Below are 19,290 nucleotides of genomic sequence, written 5' to 3'. Positions count from 1 at the left end.
ACAATCTGAGATTGCAAAAGATCGGGTCAGAAGAGGCTTTCTGGCCCGATCTCCTGTATCCTATGCCTATGGTACTGTCTCCCACTCGTGCCAGCTTCCCTCGTACCATTTGCGCAACAATACATTATTCTCCGTCCTGGCAAATACATCAATGTGATTGATGCCCCAGGAGACAGCCGATGGGCTGGTGGTGAGGATGCCACCCAACGACATCCACTCATGCCATCGCCCATCATAGTATTTATAGAGCAACACATTGCCATCGCCACGCGCAAACACGTCCAACCGCCCCGGCCCCCACGAGGTCGCCGCTGGATCAGAGGTGAGCAGACCACCCAGCGATTCCCAATCATGCCACGCAGCTCCATCGAACGCTTTATGCCACAACGCATTATCAGCTCCACGCGCAAACACATCCAACCGCCCCGGTCCCCATGAGGTCACGACGGGGCTTGATGTAAGCGCGCCACCTAATGCCTCCCAATCATGCCAGGTGCCATCGTATGCTTTATGGACCAAACTGGAATCCGCCGCACGCACAATCACATCCAGCCGCCCGGCTGCCCAGGCCACAACTGCGGGATCGGCGGTAATCGCGCCGCCCAGTGACTCCCAAGGATGCCACGTGCCGTCAAACCACATATGTTGCAACGTATTATCGGCCCCACGCGCAAATACATCGAAGCGCCCGGCCGCCCAGGAAGACGCTACAGGATCATACGGGAGCGTGCCCCCAGCGATTCCCACGCTTGCCAGCCGGCGCTATAGGCTCGATGCCACAACGCGTTATCGCCTCCACGCGCAAAGAGATCCAGATGCCCCACCGGCCCGGCACTGGCAGATGGACGACTACTGATTGTATTGATTATCTTTTGCGTCACACCTGGCGTTGGCGTGGCGGGAGCGACTGTAGCAGTTTGATGGCGTGTGACGGGGAGCGTCTTGCCCGGTCTGCCTTGCGATGCACCGGAAAGTGCATGGATGAGGCTCCAGGCACCAAAAGAAGTGAGGCCAACGGCAGCAACCAGGCCAGCTCCTCCAACGATCATTTGCCGCCGGGATAGCTTTTGTTGAAGCTGCGACAACCTCTCCCAGAAATATGTAGTGCCTGACTGAGCTGTGGGAACAGCAGCTCCAGGCACAAGATCCACCACCGTTTCCGAAGCATGCTCACCAGAGCGCAAACGCGGCGGATTGGTCTTCAACGGCCCGGAGGGGGCAAATGAAGATAATGGTCTGCTGGTTACACGGCCAGGAGCAAGGCAGGCATTCTTCAGCGCGGTCGCAAACTCCTGCACAGAGGCAAAACGCGCCTGTGGATCTTTGGCCAGCGCCTTCATCACCACTTGCTCGATAGCTGGCGAAAGCGTCGGAACCTTGCTCCGTAACGGCTGGGGAGCCGCGTAAATGTGTTGCCGCACGACCGCTACATCGCTCCCCACAAACGGAGGGGAGCCGCTGAACCACTCATACACGACGACGCCGAGCGCGTATTGATCGCTGGCCTCGCATGGTCGGCTTTCAAACAACTCAGGGGCCATGTAGGTCGTCGTCCCGATCATCTCTTCCTGGGCACCAATGCGATGGGTAGGCGTACTCGTCAACTGATGCATCTGCATTGCCAGTCCAAAATCGCTGAGCATCAAGATACGATTCTCCCCCAACAACATATTCTCCGGCTTGATATCACGATGGATAATGCGCTGGTTATGGGCATATTGTAAGGCCAGCGCCGCCTGCCCTACATAAGAAATAATTAACTCGACGGGCAAAATGCTGCCACGCGGATGCTGCTGACGCAACGAGCCATATGGCGCATAGCTCATCACCAGATAAGGAGTTTCGCCCTCCATACCAAATTCTAGAATATGGACAATATGAGGATGTGTCAGGCGAGCAACGGTGCGTGCCTCGGTGAGAAATTGCTCAAGAGCATCACCACTCAAACGCTGATGCACGATCTTGATGGCAGCTGGTGTCTTCAAATAAATATGTTCGCCCAAATAGACCTCGGCAAAGCCACCACGCCCCAGCAGTTTGTTCAATCGATAATTGCCTGATTGCTCTCCAATCCTCCCTACATCACTCGTATTGCCTCCGGCATGCTTTACATCATCAATCATCAGCAGCAATACCTCCATAAAATATACATACAGGATACTTGTAAGAGCACTGTAAAGACAAGCATTATAGTAAAAGTACTAGTATTCTTTTCGATCATATATGAGCCTTCGCTCAATACCTCATCAATGGGAATCTGTTTTTGCTCAAAGCTAATTTTGGAGTTGCAACCTGTGACAAATTGACCCGCTCTCCCGTCCCGTGTATGCGCTGAGGTTCTCTTCCTCAGCGCCTGTACAAAATCCCATCAATATCAGGAGAAGAAACACATGGAACATCTTTCACGGACGGATGTAGCGGTTATTGGCGGTGGTCTGGCAGGACTCACGACGGCGGCGTATCTGGCACGCGCCGGGCGCTCGGTCCTGGTACTGGAAAAAGCGGGACAGTTCGGCGGACGAGCCATCACAACGGAACAAAGCGGCTTTCTCTTTAATCGTGGCATCCACGCCTTCTATCAGACCGGCCCTGGCGAGGCGGTGCTGCACGAGTTGGACGTTCCCTATAGCGCCACATCATCGGGCCGCTCCATGTACGAGGCTCATTATAAGGACGGCATCGAACCCTTGCCGCTGAATGCCGAAACGATACGCACAAGTCGCCTGTTGAACGATCAGGCTCGTGCTGAACTGACGCGACTATTGATAGGTTTAAAACAAAGCGACACGACACGCTGGCAGGGGATAAGTATACAGGACTGGTTAGAACAATCCACCACACAGCCTGTCGTGAGGCGATTTTTCGAGGCGGCGGTTCGGCTGGCAATGTATACACACGCCCCGGAACTGATCGATGCCGGTTTCGCGCTTCACCTCATCACAACTCAGCCTCCCGCGCTCCGCATCAATGGCGGCTGGCAAACGCTCGTCAACGGTCTGGCCCAGGTCGCACGAACAGCGGGGGCGAACTTACAGACAGGAGCACGAGTGACGGCTGTAGAAGTGGGCGAACAGGCTCATCTGGTCTATCTCGCCGATGGTAAGACAATAGAAGCAACGACGGTCGTTCTGGCAACCGAGCCAGCGGTCGCAGCACGGCTTGTCGCTCACGGTCAACATGCTCTATTGCGCAAACTGGCAGAGCAAACGATCCCGGTCTACGCTGCCTGTCTGGATATCGGGATACGGCCTCTACCAGACCCACAACGTTCTGTAGTCCTGCATTTTGAGCGCCCTCTCTTCTATTCGGTCCACTCCAGGGATAGCGATCTGGCCCCGGCAGGTGGCGCACTCATCCATGTGGTAAAGTATCTCAGACCGAACGAGAAGAGCGACGCGCAGGCAGACCGGCGCGAGATGGAGGAATGGCTGGATCGCCTGCAACCAGGATGGCGCAACGTAGTAGTGGCACAACAATACTTGCCACATATGCAGGTCACTGGTGATATGTTGCAAGCTCGACGCAAAGGGCTGGCTGGCAGACCTGAACCCGCGATACCCAATGTGCGTAATCTTTATATTGTTGGAGATTGGGTTGGTCAGGAAGATTACCTCGCCAACGCCAGCTTCGCCAGCGCACGTCAGGCATCTCAGCTCATCTTGGCAAACGTTCCTGTGCAACAATGAAAGACATGCTATTCCTGGGATAGACATATGGACAGTGATAACACATTTCGAGCGTATCAACCGCTATTGTTTTCTATCGCCTATAACATGCTCGGTAGCGTTATGGATGCGGAGGATTGCGTCCAGGAGACGTTTCTGCGCTGGCACCGCGCCCACAATGACAACGAAGCGATTCAGTCGCCCAAATCCTATCTGTGCGCCATCATCACTAACCTGTGCATCGATCAGTTGCGCTCAACCAGGGCGCAGCGCGAATCCTACGATGGAATCTGGCTGCCGGAGCCGGTCTCTACCTTAGAGCCGGGCGAGCATGTGGAGATGAGCGAGCTGCTCTCCATAGCCTTTCTGCGGCTATTGGAGACGCTCTCTCCTGTCGAACGGGCCGTCTTTCTGCTGCGCCAGGTGTTCGACTATGATTACGACGAAATAGCCCGCATCGTCGGCAAAAACGCCCATGCTTGCCGCCAGATCGTCTATCGGGCGCGACAACGTCTGGCCTCGCAGCGTCCGCGCTTTTCGGTATCAGCAGAACAGAGCGCGCCACTCTTCGAGCGCTTCATCCAGGCCACCGCCGATGGAGATATGGAGGCCCTGCTACAATTGCTGACAAAAGATGTGGCGCTCTATAGCGATGGAGGCGAGTTGCGCTGGCCTATGCCGATCTACGGCGCTCAAGAGGCGGCACGCTATCTGATCGAGGTGGCCCGGCGGGTCTCGCAACAAACCGAGTGGCGCTGGCAACTGGTGGCAATCAATGGGCGTCCGGGCGTCGTAATCTACGCATATGACAGGCTGGATGCCGTCTTCGCGTTTGAAGTTGTAGATGGACAGATACAGGAAGTTGATCTTATCGTAGCGCCTGGCAAGTTGCGCCATCTGCAAGCGACCATATAAGCGAAAGGGAGCGGTGCTATGATGGCACAACTCCCTGATTGCTCACAATTCAGCGTTCATAAACTTACGCCAGAGGGCGTTTGCAAGGCGCAAGCTGTCCCTTTGCAGGCCATAGCGCGCAAAGTAGCGACACACGTTGTTGATATCGCGTTCCAGCAAGGAAAAGGCATTGACATTGAAACGGGGATCGATGGTCTGTGGGAAATCAATAATCTTGATCTGCCCCTCCCAATAGAGGATATTGAAGCCGGACAGATCGCCATGAATGTAATTGCAGGAGAGCAACAATTCGATATTCTGCATGAGTTGTTCAAACAGTGGGTACACCTCTTCACGTTCCAGCGAAACGTGTTGTAGCGCAGATGCGGCCTGCTGCTGATCTCCCATATATTCCATCAGAATGGCACTACTGGCACGCGCAAAAGGTCGGGGCGTCGAGGCTCCGGCTTTATAGAGCGCGGTTAATGCCTCAAATTCGTGGTCGATCCACATTGAGAACTGCATCTCTCGCCCACGCCGCGACTTATTCGCTACAGCTCGCCGCGCGTGGCTATCAAGAATAACGCGCCCCTCCTGATACACCGCATCGTTTTTGAAATTGCGGTTCTGGCGTGGACGATAGAATTTGGCCGCTAACAACTCTACGCCGGTTGAGGGATGGGCCTCGCAACAATAGACGGTGGCCTCCTTACCGCTCTTCACTTCATACAACACATTGGTAATCAGCCCCTCATCAAAAAAGGTATCGAGAGCCTGAACAATAGGATCTTGCTCTTCAGCTTCATCTATAAAATCGTCTTCTTTGAACTTTGTCTTTTTCGACATGTGTTACTCCTGAAATGATAAACAATGTTGTTTGTAAAAAAGTGTTTTTCATGGCATAGCACCACCTTTCTCAATAAAAAAAAGTTGCACACATCACGTGTGCAACCCTGGAATCAAGAAGGCCGCCCTGGAAAGGACGGCCATTCGCTCAAAGTAATATGTATCGGCTATCGCTTGATACTGCTGACCATCCTGAGACGTGATGTGGCTGAGTTTGCATAAACTTCGCGCTGCATAGCACATCTCCTTTCAATCAATGGAGCACAATGGCCCCTGGTCAACATTTGTCGTATACGAAAAGTGTACCTGTTTCCGCGCCATCCTGTCAAGGGATTGCGCCTATTCTCCACAAAATGCCTCTTGACATCCGCTCAAAACTGAATTAGAATTCATATTATGAAAATTGATTCAATTAAGCTGGGCAAGAAACGCCGAGGAGCGCGACGACGCGAGCGTACCAGGACCGATATACTGAACGCGGCACGAGATGTGTTCGCCGAACATGGATATCATGAGGCCAGCATCGCCGAGATCGCTGAGCGTGCAGATATCGCAGTTGGCACGTTCTACCTGTACTTTCATGACAAAGACGAAGCGTTTGAAACGATTTTAGACGAAGGTTTTGAAGTAACACGCAGCCGAGTCATGGAAGCGATAGCGGCACAGGAGCCGGACGGCGCAACGCTCTCAATAGTGATACACGCCATCCTGCATCATGCTTATGAGCAGCGCGCACTCTTCCGTATTGCCTTAACGGGCAGCAAGCAGCTCACGCAGCCCTCACGCGTCCAACATGCGATAGCAGAGATAATCGCGACGATTCTGGAAGATGCCCACAGGCAGGCGGCGCTGATCGGCTATGATTTGCCCATTCTCACCAGCCTGCTTACTGGCATGATTACGCAGGCCATCGCCTGGTGGTTCGAGCACGACACGCCCGACCCCGACACAATGGCAAATCAGGTCATACGTATACTACAACATGGTTTACCAGCCCATGTTTTTACAAGCCAGACATAAACAAGGAACAACAATGGAAAAACATGCGCTATTAACAACAATTCCTCAACCCAAACCCGATCCTTTACTAAAAAATCTCAAAGATATGGACCCTAACGGACCCGTTCAGGGTCTCATGCGACTGGCGCGGACCTATGGCCCCATCTTTCGCCTGAGCTTCCCTGAGCGGGATATGATAGTAGTCAGTTCGCAAGAATTGGTCAACGAACTGTGCGATGAGCAACGCTTCGACAAAAAAGTGCATGCACCGCTAGAAAACATTCGTGCGTTTGCTGGTGATGGACTCTTCACAGCTTATACGCAAGAACTAAACTGGACAGCAGCACATCATGTCCTTATGCCAGCCTTTGGCCCTGCTGCTATTCGCGATATGTTCCCTTCCATGCTCGATATCGCTGAGCAGATGATGGTTCGCTGGGAGCGCTTCGGCGACGATGCCGTCGTCAACGTTCCCGATAATATGACGCGGCTCACGCTCGATACCATCGCCCTATGCGCCTTTGATTATCGCCTCAATAGTTTCTATCAAAACGAGATGCATCCTTTTGTGCATGCCATGGTCGAAGCCCTGAGCGAATCGGGCGCACGCGGGAGACGCCTACCCATCCAGAACCAACTTATGGTCCTCACTAAGCGCCAGTATGCTGGCGACATCCACTATATGCATCAATTCGCCGACGAGATTATTGAACGGCGAAAGCATGATCCTGACGCCTCATCCAAACATGATCTGCTCAATCGCATGCTGCAAGGGCACGATCCGACAACGGGCAGAGGACTCAGTGACGAAAATATCCGCTACCAGCTGGTAACGTTCCTGATAGCGGGACACGAAACCACCAGCGGCCTGCTCTCATTCGCCCTCTACGAACTATTGAAAAATCCCCAGACGCTCGCCCGTGCGCGCAAACAGGTTGACGAGGTGCTTGGACGCGAGATGCCTCGCTTTGAGCATCTGGCAAAGCTTACCTATATTGATCAGGTCTTGAAAGAAGCTCTGCGCATCTGGCCCACTGCGCCAGCTATCGCACTCCAGCCCTACGAGGATACGCTGCTTGCCGGAAAATATCCTGTCTCCAAAGGCCAGACCATTCTCGTGCTTCTGCCTATGTTGCACCGCGATCCTAAAGCGTGGGGAGGCGATGTGGAGACCTTCAATCCCGACCGTTTCGCACCTGAAGCCTTTGCACACGTTCCCGCCAATTCATGGAAGCCCTTCGGCAACGGTCAACGCGCCTGCATTGGTCGTCCCTTCGCCCTGCAAGAAGCCCAACTCGTCCTCTCGATGATCCTCCAGCGCTTTGATCTGATCGAACAAGATCCTTCATACCAGCTCAAGATCCGCGAGACGCTGACCCTCAAGCCCGATAACTTCTTCATTCGTGCTAGAAGCCGGGGCACGATCAGCATTGAGCCGGGGAGCCGCTTTATGACTGCCGTTGAGCGCCCATTGAAGAGCAGTGCTCCCGTTGTTAGTCAGTCTAGCGGCCCGCACACGCCGTTGCTGGTTCTCTTCGGCTCCAACAGCGGCTCGTCAGAAGCGTTTGCTCAGCGCATAGCCTCTGATGCAAAGGCGCAGGGGTATGCCGCCCAACTCGCCACGCTTGATTCGCATGTTGGACATCTCCCCACCGAAGGGGCCGTCGTAATCGTGACGGCTTCTTATGAGGGGCAACCAACCGACAACGCCCGGCAATTCGTCGCCTGGATCGATTCACTGAAGCCGGGCGAGTTGCATAATGTGAAATTTACAGTTTTTGGCTGTGGCAATCGCGACTGGATTCGCACCTTTCAGGCGATCCCGAAAAAAATTGACGAGCGACTCGTAGCCGCAGGAGCAACCCGCCTGAAAGAACGCGGCGCAGCAGATGCACGCGGCGATTTCTTCGGCGACTTTGACCACTGGTACGATACGCTGTGGAGCGATCTGGCCCCGGCCTTTGGACAGACGGCACAAACACAACCAACTGGTCCTGCATACGAGGTCGAAGTCGTGCCTGCAACGCGTTCAGCACTGCTCCGACAAAACGATGTGCAACAGGGAACCGTCATCGAGAACCGTGAACTGGTCGCGCTCTCTTCTCCCCAGGCACACTCCAAACTACATCTTGAGATTTCGCTACCGGAGGGTATGACGTATCGCGCGGGCGATTATCTGGCCGTGCTGCCGACGAATCCACTCCCAAATGTGGAACGGGTCTTGCGTCGCTTTGGATTGACACCAGATACCCAGATCATCGTTCACAAGGCCAGCGATAGCCAGACCTCGCTCCCGATCGAGTATCCCGTCAGCGTGAGCGAACTGCTCTCAAACTATGTGGAACTGGGACAACCAGCGACGCGGAAGCAGGTAGCGGCACTAGCAAAAGCCACCGAATGTCCACCGGAAAAAGCGCAACTGGAGAGAATCGCACAAAAAGAACGGTATGAGCAAGAAGTTTTGCACAGATATGTGAGCGTGCTGGATCTGCTCGAACGCGCACCCGCCTGCACGCTCTCGTTCGCGGAATTTCTTCAGATGTTGCCGCCAATGCATTCCCGGCAATACTCCATCTCATCCTCGCCGCTCTGGAAAGAGGATCACTGCACACTGACCTTTGCGCTGGTTGAAGCTCCTGCATGGTCCGGGCAGGGAACATACCTGGGGGTTGCCTCCAACTACCTCGCCTCCGCACAACCGGGTACAAAGGTTTCGGTCGCTGTTCGACCATCCCAGGAGGCATTCCATCTGCCTTCATCGCTGGAAACACCGATCATCATGATCTGTGCAGGAACAGGGATCGCGCCATTTCGAGGCTTCCTTCAAGAGCGCGCAATGCAAGCTGCCAGCAGACAAAAGCATGGAGAGACGCTGCTCTTCTTTGGCTGTGGGCATCCCGATGTGGACTACCTGTATCGCGACGAACTAGAACAATGGGAACGGGATGGCATTGTGAAGTTGCAGACGGCCTTCTCAAAGGCTCCCGATGGAGAGATCCGCTACGTGCAGCATCGGCTCTGGCACGACCGCGCCGAGATCGTCGATCTGTTCAAGCGCGGGGCTTGCATCTTCGTCTGTGGCGATGGACAACATATGGCTCCGGCGGTACGCGACACCTTCGTTCGCATCTATCAGGAAGCGCAACAATGCTCACTTGAAGAGGCCAATGCCTGGGCTGACGAGCTGGAGCGCACCAGCACCCGCTATGTCGCCGACGTATTCGCATAACCAGTGCATCTGGGAAATCGTAGCGCCAACCGCAAGGGATTGGCGCTACTCCTGACAGACGCTCAATTTTTCCCTCTTTCCCCTACATTATCGGAATTGAAGTGAAATAGCCACATGTTATATATTCTATACAAGCTACCTATCTATCAACCCGGTATTTATCTGGCTATTTCCACACGATAGGGATGGAAAGCGAGGAATTCTCTATGTCTTTCACACGAAACTGGCGCGCTGGCTCTCTTGTGACGCTATCGCTTACGGCTCTGCTGGTATTTCTGGCAGCGTGCGGCGGTGGCACAACACAACAGGGCAACACGAATACGACGGCGAGCCAGCAAGTGCTACGTTTCCCCAACGTCGGCACAACCGATATCGCCCGTCTGGACCCGGCAAGCGGACCGGACTCGAACTCAAATCTTGCCATCAATATGGTGTTCAGTGGACTTGTGCGCTCGGATAAAGATCTCAACGTTCAGCCCGACCAGGCCACATGGGATATTTCTGGCGATAACAAGGTCTATACCTTCCATATCAAACCAGGCATCACATTCTCCGATGGAACTCCGGTTACTGCTCAGACATATGTCTATACCTGGACTCGTGCGCTCTTGCCAGAAGCCCAATCGCCTATAGCGCCAGTCCTTGAAGAATCTATTGTCGGTGCAAAAGATGTTAATAGTGGCAAGAGCAAGACGTTAACGGGTGTCAAGGCCGTTGATGATCACACCTTGCAGGTTACGCTGGTACGTCCAACAGCCTACTTCTTGCAGCTATTGACGGTTGCGCTGTTCCGTCCCCTCAATCAACAGGTTATTGAAAAATATGGACAAACAACCTGGACGCAGCATGCAGCGGGCAACGGCGTTGGAACTGGACCATTTATGATTAAATCCTGGCAATCCGGGGTCAAAATGGTGCTGGTGCCAAATCCACATTATTATGGTGCCAAAACAAAGCTCAAAGAAGTCGATATGCTCTTCGTCAAAGATCCTGCAACGGCGTTTAAAGCGTATCGTGCCGGTCAGTACGATTTCGTCTGGGGTCTCACTGCGACGGACCAGCAGACAGCGAAAGACTTACCCGGATTCATACGCAAGCCGATCCTTCAGAGCGATCTGTTGTTCTTCCACAACAAAATGGCTCCATTCGATAAAGCAGCGGTTCGTCAGGCGTTCGCAGCCGCTATCGACAAGAAGACGCTGGCAAACGCTATCTTCAAAGACACAGTAACTCCAGCCAGCACAATCATCCCGCCTGGCGAGCCAGGAGCGCAACCGGACTACGCAGGCATCCCCTTTGATAAGGCCAAAGCCAAATCCCTGTTGCAATCGGTCTATCCCGATGTGAGCAAAATGCCGCCAGTCACCTTTAGCTATCCCAGTTCGCAACTGCCACCAGAGGAGCCAGCGGCCCTGCAACAGATGTGGCAAACGGCGCTGGGCGTTCAGGTCAAACTCAACCCGATGGAGTTGACATCTTATAACGATGAAACCTCCAAGCACACAGTTCAGTTTGGCTTTACGCAGTGGGGCGTCTATTTCCCGGATCCGTACGAGTGGCTGAATCTGAGCCTGCTCTCGACCTCAGCCAATAATAACGGCTTCTGGAACAATCCAGAGTTCGACAAGCTGGTTGCCCAGGCAGAAAACTCCTCGGGAGAACAGCGCCTCTCACTTTATACACAGGCGGAACGGATCGCCATCGATAACGTTGGCTGGCTGCCGCTGGATCATCAATCCCAGGCCGCAATCATTCCCTCAAAGGTGCAAGGATTGACGCTAAACAGCCAGGGGTTGTACTTTGGAGACTGGTCGGGGATTTCTCTGGCCTCGTAGGAAGAAAAAGGGTGAGCATAGGCACCTCTCTCATTGGGAGTCCCCTTGCTAATCCCTGCGCTAGCACCGATACAAATCCTATGCTCACTTCTCTTTATCGTCCGGTCCCACCTTTTTCTAGAGGGGCCGGACGATACAATTGTTTGCCCTTATACACCCCAGCGCAAGGCAGGAGTATGCACTGGCGCATCCCAGTATTTCACCAGTTCATCATCGAGGCGCACCAGCGTAATCGAGCAGCCAGCCATCTCCAGCGAGGTGATATAGCTCCCCACCAGCGACCGACCGATGCTGACCTGCTTACCCTTCAAGATGCGCTGCAATTCGTTGTACACGATATAGAGTTCAATCAACGGTGTGCCGCCCATACCGTTGACGAAGGCCAGCACCTGTTCGCCCGCCTTCAATCCCAGATCATCGATTACCGGTGTCGCCAGCATCTCGACAATCTCAGCGGCGGGAGCCAATTTGACGCGGCGACGGCCCGGCTCACCATGAATGCCGATACCAATCTCCATCTCATCTTCGCCTAGCTCAAACGTGGGGTGGCCTGCCGTTGGGACAGTGCAGGAGGTGAGCGCCATACCCATGCTACGGCCCTGCTCGTTGACCTTGCGTGCCAGCGCTGCCACCTGCTCCAGAGGCGCGCCTGTCTCGGCAAAACCGCCAACGATCTTCTCTAACAATACCGTCACGCCCACGCCGCGACGACCAGCTGTATAGAGGCTATCCTGCACCGCTACATCGTCATTCGTTACCACACTGGCAACCTCAATCCCTTCGGCAGCGGCCAACTCTGCCGCCATCTCAAAGTTCATCACGTCGCCTGTATAGTTTTTGACGATATGTAAGACACCACTACCACTGCTAACAGCCTTTGTCGCCTCTAGAATTTGATCCGGGACAGGCGAGGTAAAAACAGCTCCGGGACAGGCGGCATCGAGCATTCCGCGACCGACGAAGCCACCATGCATCGGTTCGTGACCACTGCCACCACCAGAAATAACCCCTACTTTATTGGGAACAGGCGCGTCTTTACGAACAATGACCTGCTGCTCCACATCGACGCGAAGCAGATCAGGGTGCGCAGCCAACATGCCTGCCAGCGCTTCTTTGACGACATCTTCTGGCTTATTAATGAGCTTTTTCATGTTGACCTCTTTCTCACCGGTGTACTACCGCTAGCACACCTCTTCTCTACGTTCTTCAAATATACCGAAAATACTCTTTGTTATGCTTCAGGTTCCTTCTCAGCACGTCTCTCTGTATGATATCACGCTATGCGATAAAAAAGACTGCACCCAAACACAAAATGCTCACAAGAGGGGATGAGATACGGAACGCAGCATCCTTCCGTATCTCATTTCTATGACTATATGATATCATCTACCGCTGGCTCTCGTACCGCTTCGCCCAGCGTCTCCACATCTCCCGATTTCTTCAACCCTCTTGCCTCCAACACCTTGCCAATCGTGAAATCGTAGATAAAGGCTCCTGCGACACCTCCAAGCAGGGGAGCAATAATAGCAACCAGAGTATAGTAGGTATTCAAGCTGGCACCACCACTGACAATAGCAATCCAGAGACGAGGCCCAAAGTCACGAGCAGGATTGATGGCATACCCGGTATTCAGGCCGAACGAGGCACCGATTGCCACGATCAACATGCCAATAATGAACGGGTTGAGATTGGCCTGGACCGGCTGGTTGCGCGCATCGACAATCGCAAAGATCAGGCCAACCAGCAACGCTGTGCCAACAAACTCATCACAGAAGGCTCCAAACGGGCCAACAAACGGCTTGGGGCTGGTATAAAACACGCCGCCCACTGCATCGGCCACGTTCTTTGCACCAGTCGCGTTGACAATGGCTCCCTGATAGACAAAGTACAGGATCGCCGCCGCGACAAATGCTCCCAACATCTGCGCCGCCCAGTATGGCAGTACCTTATTCCAGGGGAATTTGCCACGCGCGGCCAGAGCAAGCGTAACGGCAGGGTTAATATGTGCTCCACTGATTGCCCCTGCCACATAAATACCCAGCATCACAGCCAACCCCCATCCTAAAATGATCACTATCCATTCGCGTGCGAACGGGACGGGATCAACGTGCGTGAAAAGCGCAAAAGAGGCGACACAGCCATCGCCAAAGAGGATCAGCACCATCGTTCCTAAAAATTCCGCAATACATTCTCCCCACGTACCGGCGAGAGAGGCAGTTCTTTCTACAGCTCGCGTTGCCATGAGCGCCCACTCCATTCTTGTCGTTGCATAGACAGTAACAAATAACAACCATACGACACTACAAGAACAGTTCCTGATGGCAGATGGAAGTGCTATACCATTTTCTCTGTTGAGCATGTCGCAACTACTACTCTGTCACACCTCATTCGTTGATGCATCTAGAACTTCCTGCGGGCCGGGACCGGATATGGCAGGGGCGATGGCTGGTCCTCGCCCGCCTCCCCATCGTGACGCATTGGGACGGGCCGCCGGGCGAGAACCAGGGCCACCGGGCGAGGACCAGCCATCGCCCCTGCCATATCCGACTGACGCTCGCTTTGCGGATGAGGTTGGACAGAGTATACTATGACAGTATGAGAGTTACGAAGGCTGTTCCCAATTGCGTGAGCGCTCAACGGCACGCTTCCAGCCAGCATAGAGCGCATCGCGTTGATCGGCACTCATCTGTGGCTCAAAGGTACGATCCACCGCCCAGTGTTCGGCGACCTCCTCGGTGCTTTGCCAGAACCCAACAGCCAACCCAGCCAGATATGCCGCACCTAGCGCCGTTGTCTCGGCCACTTTCGGTCGCTGCACCGCTACCCCCAGGATATCCGCCTGGAACTGCATCAACAGATTGTTGACGACTGCACCACCATCGACACGCAGCGCCTTCACCTGCACCCCGCTATCCGCCGTCATCGCCTCCAGCACATCACGAGTCTGATAGCACATCGATTCCAGGGTGGCGCGTGCAATATGGCCGATAGTCGAGCCACGCGTCAAACCAATAATGGTGCCACGCGCATAAGAGTCCCAATACGGCGCGCCCAGACCTACAAAGGCGGGAACAAGATAGACGCCACCATTATCAGGCTCGGTTGCGGCCAGCGCCTCAACGTCCACGCTCTTCTCGATAGCCTTCAAACCATCGCGCAACCACTGTACAGCCGCCCCAGTAATAAAGATGCTGCCCTCTAACGCATAGGTTAAATCGGGATGCTGTGGATCATTCAAACCCCAGGCCAGCGTGGTTAGCAAACCATTCTGCGAAGGAACGCCCTTCGAGCCGGTATTCATCAGCATAAAGCAGCCGGTGCCATAGGTGTTCTTCGCCATACCCACCTCGTAGCACGCCTGCCCAAACGTTGCCGCCTGCTGATCACCTGCATCGCCCGCCATCTTGATCGAACCACCGAAAAACTCTGGATCGGTCTCTCCATAGACGGCGCTAGAAGGCATGACAGTTGGCAACATCGAACGTGGAATATTCAACTCGTTCAGAATCACATCATCCCATTGACCATTGTAGATGTTAAAGAGCAGCGTTCGCGAGGCATTAGAGTAGTCGGTGACATGCACACGACCTTTGGAGAGACGCCACATCAAGAAGGTATCGACGTTGCCAAAGAGCAGTTCTCCTCGCTCGGCCTTTTCACGCGCCCCCGCGACATTATCGAGAATCCACTTGACTTTGGTGCCTGAGAAATACGCATCCGTAACCAGCCCGGTTCGCGCCCGAATCTCCTTATCAAAGCCCTTCGCCGTCAATGCATCACAAATAGGCACTGTCAGACGACTCTGCCAGACAATGGCATTGTATACAGGTTGCCCCGTCGTCTTGTCCCAGACAAGGGCCGTCTCGCGCTGATTGGTAATGCCCAGAGCGGCAACATCGGCAGCGGACGCCCCGGCCTGCTTGAGAGCGTCGCGCGCTACTGTCAATTGGCTCGACCAGATCGCCTCCGGGTCATGCTCAACCAGTCCTGGGGCCGGGTAAATTTGCGGGAACTCCTGCTGGGCGACGCTGACAATGGCTCCGTCGTGATCAAAAAGGATCGCACGTGAACTGGTGGTACCCTGATCCAAACTCAAAATATACTTTGCCATAATAGAGACCTCTCACTTTGCTGACTGACGCATTTCCTTGCGCCTCTACACAATAACAACACATCAGATGGGCCGCACTACCCGCCAACTGAGAAATCCTATCGGGGGAACAATGAGAAGAGGAAGCCTCACTTCTCCTCTCCGCGCTCCACTTACATGGTCAGACAGGCAAGGCAACCATGTACAAGGTGCAGAGACATCCTGGCCGCAGAGTAGGTGCAACCGTTCCATTCCTGGGAAAGACAATCATTGGGAGTTGAGAGGAAATAGACCTGTCCCCTGGCATAGCTTCTTCTCCTTCCCTGGAACGACAACATTTCCATTATCGCTGGATGTTGTACTGAAGTCGCACTATGGCTGGGCGCAAGATTCACCATCGAATCAAACAGGACGCATTACTAAAATACAGTACGTGGCAAAAGTTTCTTTTTTGCAAAGACAAGGCATTTGTTGATCTGAGGATGTAAGCTGAACAACGTCGTGCTTCTCTGCACATGACATCATCAATATACAGATATTGAGTGTAGCACAAGCCGAACGGTTTTTCAATAGGTGACGAATTGGATGAATACAAATTTTACCTATATTACTTGTTTCTCCTTCATGGTAATAACCTGTATTATAAGAAGCTAATAAAAAGTTTTCTCTATTAAATTTCCCTATCCTTCTCTTAATGTTTACTTAACGTTTATTTAATCGCTATCAAGCACAATACTAGCAGAGAAACGTTTTCCTGATCCTGGTTACGGCAAGCAGTCTGCCAGATGGAACAAACATGCTATGAACCTTACCCAACACATGCTAGCGCCCGACTCGCTTAAAACATCTCATATATTGAAAAGAGCTAAACACGCCAATAAAGAGCGTTCGCATACCAGCGGCTTTTTGCTCAATTTCACCGTTGGGCAACGCTTAACGCTCGGCTTTCTTACCGCCGCCCTGATCGCCGCCCTGACTATCGGTGGGACCGGCCTCTACCGCACCCAGGATATGGGAAAAGCCACAAATTTCTATCAAAGTCTTGTGCAAACAAGCCGGATCTTGCCCCTGGGTAGCAATATTCTTGTGTTAATCACCATAGAAATACGCGAAATGCTCGATACGGTCCAGTCTCCCATTATTTCTCAGGAAACACTGACCGTTCAACAAAAAGCTGTACAGGGACTAACTGATCGCTATGAAAAGCTGCTGTTAGATTATCAGGCCAACCATTTGCTCTATCGTAATCCGTCTCAGGTAGAAGTATTGAAGGAGGCAAACCACGAGGCGCAGGTGGGGCAACAGGTTGTACTGGTCGATAGTGCGCTGCGCACCTGGCGGCTCTATAAAACCACGCAAGAGCAAATTCTCAACTATATTGCGCAGAGAAATGGTCAGGAAGCGGAGCGGCTGGCACGTTTGCAGGGAGAGCCAACCTATGCAGATGCACAGAGCGCGCTGCACGGCCTGATTCAGTTTAACGAGCGCCTGACCAACTCGATCCGTGATGCCACCGCCATTCAGGGGCGCGACCAACTGATTATGACGATCATCAGCGCCCTTCTTGCCTGCCTGGGCATTATTATGGCTGGTGCCCTCATCTCCAATACGTTTGTGCGCCGCCTGAATCAACTTCGCAGCGTGACGCAATCGGTTGAGCAGGGCAGGCTCGATACGCGCTTGACGGTTGAGGGTCGCGACGAGATAGCCGCCGTCTCTTTCTCGGTCAATGCCATGCTCGAAACAATGGTTGCCGATGCCATCGCCTATGAGCAACAGAAGCAGCTCAACCAGTTTAAAGATGAATTTATCATGAATGTGAGCCACGAACTACGCACGCCCCTCACGCAAGTCTACGGCTTCCTCGAATTGCTTTTCGACTATCACGGTCAACTGGATAGTGAGCAGCAAAAAACTTTTCTGAGCCGGGCCAAATATGGTTGTCAGGAATTGATGCATCTGGTCAATAGTATCCTCGATGCTACCAAAGCTGGCAGTGGCCTCAAACCACCGCCGCTGGAAGATCTTTCACTTGCCTCCATTACGCGAGAAGTTATAGACTATCTCGATCCACGCCAGCGCGAAGACTACACGCTAGAACTTGCCGTGCCAGAGACGCTCCAGGTGAAAGCGGACCATCAATATCTTCGCCAAATTTTGCGCAACCTGATCTCCAACGCCTTCAAATATTCCCCCAAGCAGACGCAGATCAGCATTAGCGCGGAACTGCTAGAACCGGAACAGGGAAAATCGCTGCCTACGTCGCGAGTACGGATTTGTGTTAAGGATACCGGACCAGGCATCCCACCAGAAGAGATCTCTCAGCTTTTCCAGCGCTTCGCCCGCTTAAAGCGCGATGTATCGGGAGCAGTGCGTGGAACAGGTCTGGGGCTATATGTCTGTAAACAACTGGTGGAGGCGATGCATGGGAAGATTTGGGTGGAAAGTACAGGGGTGGCAGGAGAAGGAAGCCGCTTCTGCTTTACTCTAGAGCTTGCTCCGGCCTCCCACTCCACGACCCCAGAGCAACCCTGACGCAACACACCATACAGACATGATTGGCTACCGAAAGCGATAGCCAATCCCACGAACGGTCTCGATATTACGGGGATTTTTGGGATCTTCTTCAATAAATTCGCGCAACCAGTGAATATGCACATCCAGAGTCCGCTGATCGCCTTCATAGTCATGGCCCCAAACATGGTGCAAAAGCTGATCGCGCGTTAAGACGATTCCACGATTACGCACAAGATAGGTCAATAATTCAAATTGCCGATAGGTTAATTCCAACTCTTTCCCCTGACGAACGACGCGCCGCCCGGTCAGATCAATTGTGAGCGGACCAATCACGAGCGGGGCTTCAGTCGGAGCCAACACAGGCTCAATAATTTCCTGCCGCTTCCGCTCCACCGGCTGCTGCGGAGCATATTGTGCCCGGCGCAATACCGCACGCACACGAGCCAACAGTTCTCGACGCTCAAAGGGCTTGGTCACATAATCGTCTGCCCCGGCATCCAACCCTGCCTCTTTATCGATTTCACGCCCCCTGGCAGTTAACATAATAATCGGCAAAGTGGCGGTATTGCTCGCTCGCCGCAACTCGCGGCACACCTCCAACCCATTCATGTGTGGCAGCGCAATATCGAGAATAACCAGATCTGGAATCTCCTCTTTCACGCTCTTGAGCGCGCTGGCTCCATCCACAACAGTCGTGACCTGAAAGCCATTCCACATTAAGTTATACGTTACTGCTTCGGCCACAATATCGTCGTCTTCTACTAGCAAAATCCTATTTTGCATGATGACCTCATATCATTCGTGTACTACCCACATGTACGACGTTCCTACGCACATCTATGTCAGATCAATCAAAAAAATTCATCCTCTGGTTGCTTACAAATCTATATAAACCAACATGATCTCTCAAGAGTATATCTTTTTTTCTCCCACCGATCAATCATGTATAACTTTAGATATACTTCTGTCTCCCATTAGCACTGATACCTGCGGCAATACAGCTGATAGCTACATATTCAAGCCATGCTTACTCTCTAATTGTGACCGAAAAAATTTAAATTTTTATTAAAAAAGTGAGCTACCACTATTTTTTCGCGCAAACACAAGCAATTATATGTATGCTTCGCATAGGAAAACGGCCAGAAATATATCCATTCTTGTTAGTTATTAAATTCATTCTGATATGTTATAATTTCTTCAACCTTATCAAACAGT

At 52.9% G+C, this 19,290-nt stretch carries 14 protein-coding genes; 7 read left to right on the top strand and 7 right to left on the bottom strand.

Translation table 11 applies throughout. The features are described 5' to 3' along the window. Positions 1 to 66 precede the first annotated feature (66 nt). On the bottom strand, positions 67 to 747 hold the full coding sequence (locus K3T83_RS27040) for a PLL family lectin (RefSeq protein WP_220206034.1): 681 nt from the start codon (positions 745 to 747) through the stop codon (positions 67 to 69). Further along, the gene (locus tag K3T83_RS27035) at positions 708 to 2,123 is read right to left on the bottom strand and encodes a serine/threonine protein kinase (RefSeq protein ID WP_220206033.1); all 1,416 of its coding nucleotides are present in this window, start codon (positions 2,121 to 2,123) and stop codon (positions 708 to 710) included. The genes K3T83_RS27040 and K3T83_RS27035 overlap by 40 nt, the downstream gene beginning before the upstream one ends. A gap of 267 nt (positions 2,124 to 2,390) precedes the next feature. On the opposite strand from K3T83_RS27035, the gene K3T83_RS27030 reads away from it, so the two are divergent. Together K3T83_RS27030 and K3T83_RS27025 are read left to right on the top strand one after the other, a co-directional pair. Continuing rightward, entirely contained in the window at positions 2,391 to 3,686 is a 1,296-nt protein-coding gene (locus K3T83_RS27030) for a phytoene desaturase family protein (protein WP_220206032.1), read from the top strand. 27 nt (positions 3,687 to 3,713) lie between these two features. After that, on the top strand, positions 3,714 to 4,580 hold the full coding sequence (locus K3T83_RS27025) for an RNA polymerase sigma-70 factor (protein WP_220206031.1): 867 nt from the start codon (positions 3,714 to 3,716) through the stop codon (positions 4,578 to 4,580). A 42-nt stretch (positions 4,581 to 4,622) separates the two neighbouring features. On the opposite strand, the gene K3T83_RS27020 is transcribed toward K3T83_RS27025, so the two are convergent. Then, positions 4,623 to 5,405, bottom strand: a complete 783-nt coding sequence (locus K3T83_RS27020) for an RIO1 family regulatory kinase/ATPase domain-containing protein (protein ID WP_220206030.1) — start codon at positions 5,403 to 5,405, stop codon at positions 4,623 to 4,625. 396 nt (positions 5,406 to 5,801) lie between these two features. On the opposite strand from K3T83_RS27020, the gene K3T83_RS27015 reads away from it, so the two are divergent. The 3 genes from K3T83_RS27015 to K3T83_RS27005 all read left to right on the top strand — a co-directional run bounded on the left by K3T83_RS27015 (position 5,802) and on the right by K3T83_RS27005 (position 11,468). Continuing rightward, positions 5,802 to 6,425: a TetR/AcrR family transcriptional regulator gene (locus K3T83_RS27015; protein ID WP_220206029.1), complete on the top strand. Its 624-nt coding sequence runs from the start codon at positions 5,802 to 5,804 to the stop codon at positions 6,423 to 6,425. Between the two features lie 13 nt (positions 6,426 to 6,438). Beyond that, positions 6,439 to 9,633 (top strand): bifunctional cytochrome P450/NADPH--P450 reductase, encoded by a 3,195-nt coding sequence (locus K3T83_RS27010; RefSeq protein WP_220206028.1) that lies wholly within the window; start codon positions 6,439 to 6,441, stop codon positions 9,631 to 9,633. A gap of 206 nt (positions 9,634 to 9,839) precedes the next feature. Beyond that, entirely contained in the window at positions 9,840 to 11,468 is a 1,629-nt protein-coding gene (locus K3T83_RS27005; protein WP_220206027.1) for a peptide ABC transporter substrate-binding protein, read from the top strand. A gap of 149 nt (positions 11,469 to 11,617) precedes the next feature. Here the strand turns inward: K3T83_RS27005 and dhaK are convergent, their stop codons facing one another. Beyond that, the gene (dhaK, locus tag K3T83_RS27000; RefSeq protein WP_220206026.1) at positions 11,618 to 12,619 is read right to left on the bottom strand and encodes a dihydroxyacetone kinase subunit DhaK; all 1,002 of its coding nucleotides are present in this window, start codon (positions 12,617 to 12,619) and stop codon (positions 11,618 to 11,620) included. Between the two features lie 221 nt (positions 12,620 to 12,840). After that, the gene (locus tag K3T83_RS26995; RefSeq protein ID WP_220206025.1) at positions 12,841 to 13,710 is read right to left on the bottom strand and encodes an MIP/aquaporin family protein; all 870 of its coding nucleotides are present in this window, start codon (positions 13,708 to 13,710) and stop codon (positions 12,841 to 12,843) included. A 76-nt stretch (positions 13,711 to 13,786) separates the two neighbouring features. On the opposite strand from K3T83_RS26995, the gene K3T83_RS26990 reads away from it, so the two are divergent. After that, complete coding sequence (locus K3T83_RS26990; RefSeq protein WP_220206024.1) at positions 13,787 to 14,059, top strand: hypothetical protein; 273 nt, start codon at positions 13,787 to 13,789, stop codon at positions 14,057 to 14,059. Between the two features lie 11 nt (positions 14,060 to 14,070). Here the strand turns inward: K3T83_RS26990 and glpK are convergent, their stop codons facing one another. After that, a complete protein-coding gene (glpK, locus tag K3T83_RS26985; protein ID WP_220206023.1) occupies positions 14,071 to 15,579 on the bottom strand; it encodes a glycerol kinase GlpK in 1,509 nt (502 codons plus the stop codon). A 780-nt stretch (positions 15,580 to 16,359) separates the two neighbouring features. Between glpK and K3T83_RS26980 the strand changes: the two genes are divergently transcribed. Next, positions 16,360 to 18,093, top strand: coding sequence for a sensor histidine kinase (locus K3T83_RS26980; protein WP_220206022.1), 1,734 nt, complete (start codon positions 16,360 to 16,362; stop codon positions 18,091 to 18,093). A gap of 27 nt (positions 18,094 to 18,120) precedes the next feature. Here K3T83_RS26980 and K3T83_RS26975 read toward each other — a convergent pair whose 3' ends face one another. Continuing rightward, positions 18,121 to 18,858, bottom strand: a complete 738-nt coding sequence (locus K3T83_RS26975; protein WP_236064996.1) for a response regulator — start codon at positions 18,856 to 18,858, stop codon at positions 18,121 to 18,123. Positions 18,859 to 19,290 lie beyond the last annotated feature (432 nt).

It is taken from the genome of Reticulibacter mediterranei, from assembly GCF_016587455.1.
The sequence above is the reverse complement of the archived record's forward strand: the minus strand, read 5'-3'. Positions and strand labels throughout refer to the sequence as shown.